The sequence below is a fragment of the Pseudoalteromonas sp. T1lg22 genome (assembly GCF_002964645.1).
Lineage (GTDB): Bacteria > Pseudomonadota > Gammaproteobacteria > Enterobacterales > Alteromonadaceae > Pseudoalteromonas.
Map to the genome: position 1 here is coordinate 194,025 of NZ_PQBY01000006.1, position 10,057 is coordinate 204,081.

General features: G+C 51.5%; 6 protein-coding genes and 1 pseudogene. 3 read left to right on the forward strand and 4 right to left on the reverse strand.

The window, feature by feature from the left end; genetic code table 11:
• The first annotated feature begins 21 nt into the window (after nucleotides 1–21).
• Together C2M24_RS03115 and C2M24_RS03120 are read left to right on the forward strand one after the other, a co-directional pair.
• Nucleotides 22–2,708, forward strand: a pseudogene (locus C2M24_RS03115) (bifunctional acetate--CoA ligase family protein/GNAT family N-acetyltransferase).
• Entirely contained in the window at nucleotides 2,701–3,654 is a 954-nt protein-coding gene (locus tag C2M24_RS03120) for an ion transporter (RefSeq protein ID WP_199774392.1), read from the forward strand. Before C2M24_RS03115 ends, C2M24_RS03120 begins: the two are co-directional and overlap by 8 nt.
• Here the strand turns inward: C2M24_RS03120 and C2M24_RS03125 are convergent.
• From C2M24_RS03125 to C2M24_RS03135, 3 genes are all read right to left on the reverse strand, one after another.
• Nucleotides 3,614–8,047, reverse strand: a complete 4,434-nt coding sequence (locus C2M24_RS03125; RefSeq protein ID WP_158683683.1) for an EAL domain-containing protein — start codon at nucleotides 8,045–8,047, stop codon at nucleotides 3,614–3,616. The genes C2M24_RS03120 and C2M24_RS03125 overlap by 41 nt on opposite strands.
• A gap of 68 nt (nucleotides 8,048–8,115) precedes the next feature.
• Nucleotides 8,116–8,544, reverse strand: coding sequence for a GNAT family N-acetyltransferase (locus tag C2M24_RS03130; RefSeq protein WP_105213285.1), 429 nt, complete (start codon nucleotides 8,542–8,544; stop codon nucleotides 8,116–8,118).
• A complete protein-coding gene (locus C2M24_RS03135; RefSeq protein WP_105199594.1) occupies nucleotides 8,541–8,750 on the reverse strand; it encodes a DUF3283 family protein in 210 nt (69 codons plus the stop codon). Before C2M24_RS03135 ends, C2M24_RS03130 begins: the two co-directional genes overlap by 4 nt.
• A 228-nt stretch (nucleotides 8,751–8,978) precedes the next feature.
• Between C2M24_RS03135 and C2M24_RS03140 the strand changes: the two genes are divergently transcribed.
• The gene (locus C2M24_RS03140; protein WP_105213286.1) at nucleotides 8,979–9,689 is read left to right on the forward strand and encodes a substrate-binding periplasmic protein; all 711 of its coding nucleotides are present in this window, start codon (nucleotides 8,979–8,981) and stop codon (nucleotides 9,687–9,689) included.
• Here C2M24_RS03140 and C2M24_RS03145 read toward each other — a convergent pair.
• A complete protein-coding gene (locus C2M24_RS03145; RefSeq protein ID WP_105199592.1) occupies nucleotides 9,684–9,929 on the reverse strand; it encodes a DUF1289 domain-containing protein in 246 nt (81 codons plus the stop codon). The genes C2M24_RS03140 and C2M24_RS03145 overlap by 6 nt on opposite strands.
• Nucleotides 9,930–10,057: the final 128 nt, after the last annotated feature.

Sequence of the window (10,057 nt, forward strand, 5' to 3'; positions counted from 1 at the left end):
GTGTACCAAAATGAGTAAGCTATGAGCGTAAAACGCATTAGTCAGTTCTTCAACCCTAAATCCATAGCTGTTGTCGGCGCCTCGAACAATCCCATGCGCCCGGGCTACATTGTGATGCGCAACCTGCTGCAAGGCGGCTTTAACGGTCCAATAATGCCGGTCACACCAAAATACGAGGCGGTACACGGGGTGCTGGCCTATGCCGATATTGCATCGCTGCCTCAACCACCCGATATTGCCATCATTTGTACCAATAAAGCCACCTTATTACCACTTATCAGCGATCTCGCCAAACAGGGCTGTCGTAATGTTATCGTGGTCGCGGCGGGCCTCAGTGACGAGCAAAAAACCGAATTACAACAACATTGTAAAGCTCAGCATGTGAATTTAATGGGGCCCAATTGTTTGGGTTTGATGATCCCCCATCTTGGCGTCAATGCCAGTTTTTCCCATACAGTGACCCGCCCCGGCAAGGTTGCCTTTATTTCGCAATCGGCGGCGGTGTGCTCAACCATTTTGGACTGGGCACAACATAAGGATATTGGCTTTTCTTACTTTATTTCCGTGGGCGACTGCCTGGATATCGACTTTGGCGAACTACTGGACTTTCTCGGCCGCGACGCCCGCACCAAGGCTGTGCTCTTATACATAGATAATCTAAAAGATATTCGCGGCTTCATTTCCGCAGCCCGAGCCGCCGCCTTTAGTAAACCCGTGATCGTGATTAAAACTGGACGTACCGATGCCGGTGCCCAGGCCGCATCGGCGCACACCGGCGGAGCCAGCGGCTGCGATGCGGTCTACGATGCCCTGATCCAGCGCGCCGGTATGCTTAGGGTAAATGATTTACGCGAGCTCTTTGCGGCGACGCAAACACTGGCACTGCATCCAAAATTACTCAAGGTAGAACCCCTGTGCATACTTACCAATGGCGGCGGTCCGGCAGTAATGGCAGTCGACAGCCTGGTACAAAGCTCCGGTAAGCTCTGTGAGCTTAGCGAGGCCACCTTAGAGACATTAAACAAGGTGATCCCCCAGGCGGACAGTACTCACAATCCGGTGGATATATTTGGTGACTCAGACCCAATGCGTTATCAGCAGGCGCTGAAGATTCTGCTCGAAGCCAAGGAAGTGGAAAACCTGCTGATTATTCACACCCCGTCGGCGTTAGCGCCAAGCGCCGATTATGCCCGTATTATAGTCGACACCTTGGCGCAAATAGACGCTCGCAAGCGCCCCTTTGTGATGACCAATTTTATGGGTGAAGACGCCGCCTATGAGGCCAGGCGCATTTGTGCCCAAGGTGGCATTCCCACCTATCGCACCCCAGAAGGTGCGGTTGGTGCCTATATGCATTTGATCAATTACCGCCGTAACCAAAAACACCTGACGCAAACCCCAGAGTCCATTGTTGATGAGCTGGATATTCAGGTCGAAGAAGCGCAGGCGGAGATCAGCGCCCATCTGGACCGCAATGTGCACTATCTCAGCACCCATCAGGCGGCGCCGCTGCTGGCTTATTACGGCATAGACACAGTGACCACCCACATTGCCACCACACCCAGTGAGGCTGCAGAAGTCGCCGCCGAATGCGGTTTCCCCGTGGTGCTTAAACTGATAAGCCCGGATATCGCCAGTAAATCCGAGGTCGGCGGTGTGGTACTTAATCTCAGCGATGAGCATGAGGTCGAGCAAGCGGCGTTTGCCATTTTACTGCGCATTAATCAGGTTTATCCCGAGGCCCGCATCGACGGCTTTGCCATTCAGCCCATGGCGCCACGTGCCGGGGCCCATGAGCTGCGTATCGCCATCAAAACCGACCCACAATTTGGCCCGGTGATCTTACTTGGCGAGGCCGGCAGTGCCCTTGATTATTCCCAGGCTGCGGTGGCCCTGCCGCCGCTGAATATGAATCTGGCCAAGTACTTAATTGCCAATGCCCTGGATAAGGGCGTGCTTAAAGAGCGCACCTTGCCGGAGAAGGTCGACAAGTATCGCTTATGCGCCCTGCTCACCCGGGTTTCGCAGTTAATCGTCGATCAGCCGGATATCCACAGCCTGGAGCTGAACCCCTTGCTGGCCACCCAGAGTCAATTTTTAGTGCTCGATGCCAGCATAGGTATCAGCCGTTATAAGCGTCTTGCCCATCGTAAGCGCCTGGCCATTCGTCCCTACCCCAAGGAGCTGGAACGCTGGGTCACCCTAAAAGACGGCTCCGAGGCGCTGTTGCGTCCCATTCGTCCCGAGGATGAGCAGGCTCACCGTCGTTTCGACGAGTCACTTACTAAAGAAGATAGATACCGGCGCTTTTTTGGCGAAATGCCGCACTTTAGCCATGAGCAATTGGCCAAGATGACGCAGATCGACTATGACAGAGAAATGGCCTTTATCGTCACCCGTAAACAGGGCGGTGAAAATGTCACCTTAGGCGTGTCCCGGGTGCTAATGGACCCGGACAACCTGGTCGGGGAATTTGCCATAGTCGTTGGCTCGCAAGCCCAGGGGCTGGGTTTGGGGCGCATTCTCCTTGTGCCGCCGTAGACTATTGCCAGCAACAGGGCGTTGGTAGTATCGAGGGCATGACCCTGTGGGAGAACACGGGTATGATAGAGTTAGCGCGTAAGTTAGGGTTTACTATCAGTCGTGACTTTGAAGAAGGCACTATTCATATGCGCCGCGAACTCAATAAAAGAATAGAAGATGATTAAAAAAATAAGAATCACGCTGGCCGATGTGTTTGAAGCACGCGGCAAATCGAAGCGCTATGGTTATGCCTTCGATGCCTTTTTAATGACCTTAATTTTTGCCAATGTGCTCGCCATAGTGATGGAGTCTGTGCCCAGCATGGCACACGAACATACGCGCTTTTTTTTCTACTTTGAATTGATATCGGTACTTATTTTCACCGTTGAATACCTGGCTCGGGTGTGGGCCAGCGTCGATTTAAACCGTTTTGCCGACAGCTCACTAAGCCCAACAAAAAGGCGCCTGCGCTATCTCATATCGCCCATGGCGGTGATCGACCTAATCGCTATTTTGCCCTCATTATTAATGTTCCTGGTGCCTTTCGATCTGCGTTTCTTAAGGGTGCTGAGGTTATTGCGAATTTTCAAACTCACCCGCTATTCCCGCGCCATGCAGCTGATGCTGAACACCATACAGGAAGAGGCCAGCTCGTTACTGGCGGCATTCTTTATTATGACGGTGATCCTGATTATTGCCGCCAGCGGCATTTATTTGCTCGAACACGATGTGCAACCGGATAAATTCGGCTCCATTCCCGCCGCCATGTGGTGGGCTATTATCACTTTAACCACAGTGGGTTACGGCGATACCGTACCTGTCACCCTGATGGGGAAAATCTTCGGCGGCATTATTACCATCCTCAGCATGGGCATGGTTGCCATCCCTACCGGTATTCTGGCTTCAAGCTTTTCCGAGCAGTTGCGCAAGCGCCGTAGAGCCTACAGTGAAATGGTGCATCAGCTGATGGAAGACGGCATTATCTGCCATCCAGAGCGGGTAAAACTGAATGAACTGCGCCTTGAGCTCGGCTTAAGCGTGCAAGAGGCGGCGCACCTGGAAGAGCAAGTGCGCGATCAGCACCCCTTGCTTAAGCGCTTTTGTCCCCAGTGTGGCCATCATTTGGAATAATACAGGCCTTAGCGAGTAAATCGGCCACCCCATCACCATGACAGGGCGGCGCTAACGCGTCGCCCTGCATCAGGGTGCAACCCAGGTTTAACAACTGACGCTGCTGTTTATCATCGGCCACGCCCATGGCGAGCACCTCAATGTTCATGGCAGCGAAAATAGGCATATAACGGCTGACCTTGTTATAGGCTTTATAGTCCACACACAACAAGGCGCTGAGCTCGGCGCCCAACTTCACCTGTTGAAATAACTCGTCGCCCAGCTCGGGCACGCAAAATTCGTCCACCGTCTTAATATGCAAAGACAAACACATGCCTGATACCACCAGCTTTTGCAGCACTTGCCTGGTATCAGCGTCGAGGCGCTGCCAGTCATGCACCGAAATCTCTAATACCAAACAGCTGATGGGGAAATCATAGCTGTGCAGCAAGTGAACAATATCGCCCATGCTACCGGGTTGGCTGAATTCACGTCCCTTGATAGCTAAAGACAAGTGCAGCAGTGGTTGTTGTCTATGCCAGAGGCGACATTCAAGCACCGCCCGCTCTAAGGTTTGCAATAGGAGTTTTGACCACAACCGGGTTTGGCGTATATGGGGGTAATATTCCTGCGGTGCCAAGAGCTGCTCATCATGTTGCCAGTAGGGCAAGACCTCAAAGCCTTGTAATTCGGCATCCTGCATGGCGTAAATGCCCTGATAGTGATTTATAAACTGGCACTGATCGGCGGCAATCATTAAGGCTTGCTCCGTGGCCAGACTACGCTGCACCTGAGCATTAATGTCTGGCTGGAAGAAGTGAAACTGGTTGCGACCGCTGCGTTTAGCCTGATACAGCGCCAATTCGGCGCCTTTAAGCAAAGCTTCGCCCTGCTGTCCATCTTCGGGGAAGAGCGCCACACCTATACTGGCGTTGGCGGCGCCGAGTGTGCCATGACAGGGGCGCATCAGCACCTCCTGTACCTTACGACACACCGCCAGCACCTGCTCCAGCGCATCTATATCTTCAAGTAACAGAGCAAATTGCTCAGCCTCGATGCGCCCTAAACTGTCTTGCGAGCGCACTGCCCTTTGCAGGCGATAAACCAGACTCAGCAATTGCTGCTCAGCCGCTTGCTCCTCGAAGCCGACCACAACCGGCAAGGGCACATTGATAAGCAGCAATGCACAGCCGCGGTTATCCCGTTGTGCCTGCTCCAGTGCGTGTTCAACCCTATCCATAAACAAGGGACGATTAGGAAAGCCGGTAAGGCTGTCGTAGTGCGCCTGCTGTTGTTGGGTCTCCAGGCTATGCTTGGCTTCACTGATATCTGTGAGCATCACTATATAGCTGGTGCTGTGCTGCTCGCTGTCGGCGACCGCACTCATCTTCAGCAGCACGGGAACCTGCTCACCGGTTTTAAGCACTACCTGCTCTTCGCATTGGTAATGCTCCCCCACACGTAAGCCTTTCAAAATACGCAGATAGTTAATGCGCACATTTTTCGACAGCCCCAGATTCAGACGTCGTGAGGATGGGCTACTGGTGGGGTAATCAAAATTTTCCCGCAACGCCTGATTGGTGGCAACGATGCGCAGCTTGGAGTCAAAAATAATCAGCCAGTCGCTGGCCTGCTCAAAGGCGGCACCAAACATGCGGGCATTTTCTTCTAACACCAGCTCCCGAGTCATATTGGTATAGGTGCCCGCTACCTGCACCGGATGGGTGCCTTCCCATTGCATCACCTTGCCAAAGTCTTTATACCAACGCCATTGCCCACTGCTGTGGCGCAGGCGATAGACGCAGTTAAAGTAACCCTTGTCGGTGGATAAAAATTCCAGCCATTCGATACGGAATTTTTGTCTTTCATTCGGGTGAATCAACGCCAGATATTGATCCAGCTGACAATGCTCATAGCTATAGCCCAGCTCCTCACGCAACCGTGGCTGATAAATTTTGCTCTCATGCTGATGCCAGTCCCATACCCCGGAGTGACTGCCTTCGAGCGCCAATTTCAGGCGCGCTGCCGACTCTTTGCTTTGTTTATGCGCCGCCATCAGCATCTTTTGAATGCGATTGCGACGATACATCCACATGGCTATCAGGCTGGCGATAATAATCACATACAGGGTGATAAAACTAGGCGAGCTCCACGGCGGGTAGGCAACGCTAATACTCAATCGTGCTGGCTCGGTCGACTCGCCGGTAAAGGGGTCCCGCGCCCACACCTGAAGCAGATGCTCCCCAGGATTTAGCTTGGGGAAGACCACGCGATTATTATCCCGGGTAAAGCTTTTCTGGCTGCCATCGAGCTGATACTCGAAAATAACCCTGTCCTGATAATTAAAGGCCATGGCGCTGAAGGTGATCTCTAAGCCGACATCATCATGGTCAAGGTGAACCTGGGTTAAAGGCCCCATGGTTGGCAGCTCAAGCGCGCGGTACATCAGCTCTGCCGAGGTAAAATTAACCCCTTGCAGCAAGGCCCGTTGCGGTATGTTGCGCTGCGGATAAAACAAGGTCGCACCTTTAACCGAACCAAATGCCAGGCGGCCGTCATCACGACGACTGACCGAACCCAGGTTAAATTCATTGGTGGCCAGGCCTTCCAAATTAGTGAACTGAAAAAAGTGCTCATTTTGTGGGTTAAAGCGCCATAAGCCCTTATGACTACTCATCCACACCATACCCATATCATCGAGCACCAGATCATACATAAGGTTACCCGGACCGCGGCGCTGTAAATCTATATGTTTAATAAAATTAAAGTTGCTGGCGTTTAAGGCCACCAGACCATGATTGGAAAACGACAGCCACAGGATATTATTGTTATCCACCACATAACCATTAAGGTTGATGGCCAAACTGCCATGGGATTGCGGCACCCGATACAGCATTTGCAGGGTTTGCGTTTGGGCATTGAAACGCAGCAGCTGACCGCCGGAGAAAAACAAGGGTTGCAAAGGGTTATCCGCTAACGGAGCGCTGAACCCCAAGGCCAAAAACGGATCATGCTTGTCCAGGTCACCACCCAAAGGATGCACCTGCTGTGATCCCAGATCAAAATAGAAGAACCCCTGATTCTGATTGACTCCGTATAACCGGCCATCCTGGGTCAAATACAGGCCATGTAAATAGCCCTCAAGGTAGGCCTGATCTTCTTGCTTCCTGGCCTGCAGCTTAGTTAACTCCTCGGTGTCCTGGTTATAGCTAAATAAACCACGGGTGGTATTCATCAGCAACTGCCGACGATAAGGGATCAGGGTGTAAATGCTAAAGACGTTGTCGAGTTCATCGCTGAGGTAACTTTTAAACTTCACCTCACTTTGCATTGTCGCCAGGTTGACCTGGGTTAAACCGTTATGAGTGCCTAAATACAGGGTGTCGCCACTTTGTACCGAGCTCCAGATATTATGATGGGACAAACCATCGCCACCGAGATTATCGGCTGTGATATTTTGAAACTCAAAGCGCTTGTTGGGAAGGAAAAAGGCGCCATCGCTTTTGGTGCCCAGCCACAGATCGCCCAGCTCTGTTTCCACTATTTTGATCACACTGGGGTCGGAAAGACTGTAAGGGCTGTCGCTCAGCCTTTGGTGCTTGCGCAAGCGGTTAGCCTGCCACTCATACTCAAACAAGCCCTTATCCGTGGCCAACATTAGCATCCCCCCGCCAAGGGGTTTTATTTGCCAGATATTCAACTCCGACAAAAGCGTCGTACTTTGAAATGGCCGCTGCGGCTGGGCAAACAGGGCATCTAAATCGCTGATATCGGTGACATACAAGCCCTTTACCGTGCCTATCAATAACTTGCTCTGCTCGAGCAGGGCGAATGATTTTACATTGTCTCTGTGTATACCACTGCTGCCCGGCGGCAAATGTTGCAGCGGGCGCACCTGCTGGCTCTTGAGATCATAAACAAAGGCACCGTGCGTGGTGCCGATAAACACATAGTGCTGGTATTGAAAAAACACCCGCACCAGAGCGTTGTTTTCGCCGCTGCCCACCTTAAATAAGCTGGTAATGGCACCGCTTTGCGGGTCGAGCATGGCAACATCGCCGCCACGGCCAAGCAGCATCTTATTATCGTCGAGGGAATGCATGGAAAACACTGCGGTGGCAAAGTCGGGGTCTAATTCCTTCGGCGGTGCCACTACCCTTTCCAGCACCCCTTTGCCGTTATGATAACGATAAAGGCCATTAAGAATGGATGAAGTCCAAATTTGCCCTTGTTTATCCATATGCAGGGCATCGATCATGGCGTCGTCAAGCTCGCCCTTTTCATCGCTGATAATTTTTACTTGATAGCCGTCGTATTTATTTAAACCGCTTTCGGTGGCCAGCCACAGGTAGCCCTGATGATCGATAAGCATATTACCGACGTAGCTTTGCGACAGCCCCTCACTGGGCGACAAAACGCTGCACCTTGGCGCTGACGCTCGCGGTGACGACCAAAAACAAGCTCAATAATACCAACCAGCAATTACGCATCTGCCACTCTCTGATAGCAATAGGCCAACACATCACGACCCTGATTACGATAACTTTGCAAGCGCGACGCCAGGTGTTCGGGCAAAGTAGCAACCGTGGCGAAACCCAGCTGTTCATAAAAGGGGCGCAGATGCTGATAAATAAAACTATAGATGGGGCCTGGTAATTCGGCACAGACCTGACGTATTAAAGTGGCGGCCAAACCTTGACGACGATAATCTGCCTCTACAAACACGCCACATAAAAAATGTTGTTGTTCAAGAACACTAACTCTGGCTGCCGCCACTATGTCATTGTCGCAACGCACCACCCAAAGTTGGTCTTGCTTATTGGCACGACCTCGGGCGCCGACCCTATCATAAAACTTGTTCACCAAGGGGGTGGCGAGGGCGGGTACGCGTTGCGCCACTGGGGGGGTCATCGCGATGCGCTCATCATCGCTAAGAAATGTTCAAACTGCTGCTTTAAGTAGCCTTGCTCCGAAATCGGACGCATATTGATGGCTTCATAAACCTTATCCCGGGCATTTTTGCCACGGATAATTTGATACGCCCAAAACGAGGCTTCATAGTCCAATTGAATTCGGTACTTCTCTTCTCGCGGAAGACGGCAAAGATTGACACTCATCGCTGCAACACTATTTAATAACTGACGGAGCCTATACTATAACAGATAGCACCCAGGGTGTATGGGGCGGCCGCTAAGCTAGGGCTAGTATTTCTACTCCAGGTTACCTAAAATAGAAAAAATCATCACATAAATTTAACAATGTGATTAATAAAATAATGATACTCACTGCTTCCTGATCCCGCTAATTTTTTCTTCAAGGTCGTAGTGTTACGCCAGCAGGTATTTATGCAAAACATCTTTGCCTTGGTGCTGCCGCGATTGCTGCTAGTGGCTCTATTTTGCGCCCTAGGCAATGCCCATGGGGCAAACAACAGCACTAAGATGACCTTTAACAGACCGATGGACACCGCCCAGGCGCGCTTTGTCATCGAACTGATGTCACAGGCTTATAGTCAGCTCGGCTATGAGCTGGAGATCATTGACTTCGATCACCCTCAGGCCTTGGCCGCTGCAGATGAGGGGGAGCTAGACGGTCAGCTAGGACGCATCGCCAATATAGAAACCCGCTATGAGAACCTGGTGCGGGTAAACTTCCCCTTGTTTAAGTTTGAGCTTTTTATGCTCACCCGCTGTCATTACTGCAGCCTACAGGAGCTCGCTCGGGTTGCCATCCGCAATGGTTACCCGGTCACCGAGCAATACCTGCATAGCAATAATTTCAATGGCCAAATTATTAAATTGGAAAGCGTAGCGGCGCAGCTGAACCTCTTGGCCCAGCGCCAGGTTGAAGCCGTGGTGCTGCTTGATTTCCACCTCAAGCAAGGCTACCGAAATCGCGCCGAGCAGCCTTTTACCCGCCATCATCTGCAAAACTACTACAGCTATCATTACCTGCATAAGCGCCATGAGGATAAAATTCCCAAGCTTTTAGCGGTATTGCAGGAGTTAGAGACAAGTGGGGTGGTGGCGCAGCTGCGCAAAAAGCACGGCTTATAAGTCGAGCTCGCCCTGCTCCATGGATGGCGGTTGCTGGCCTTGTTCCTGTTGGCGCGCTAAGAAACGCTTATAACGCTGTTGACACAGCAAATTGACATGACGCTTTTGCTCATCGCTGAGCTGATTCCAATGAAACCGCTCTTCTCGCGACCGATAACAACCAAGACAATAGCCGCGACTATTGACCTGGCAGATCCCCTTACAGGGGCTATCGATGGAGAATATTTCAAGCTGTTGCATAGGGTCTGTTGACCTTTGTTGTTCGTTTCTGCAGCAGCTTGTAGTGTATTTATACAAGGCGGCACATGTGTGGTGTAGTTATTCTACATAAACATGTAACAACACAGTAGAAATGCGCTACAAGCGCT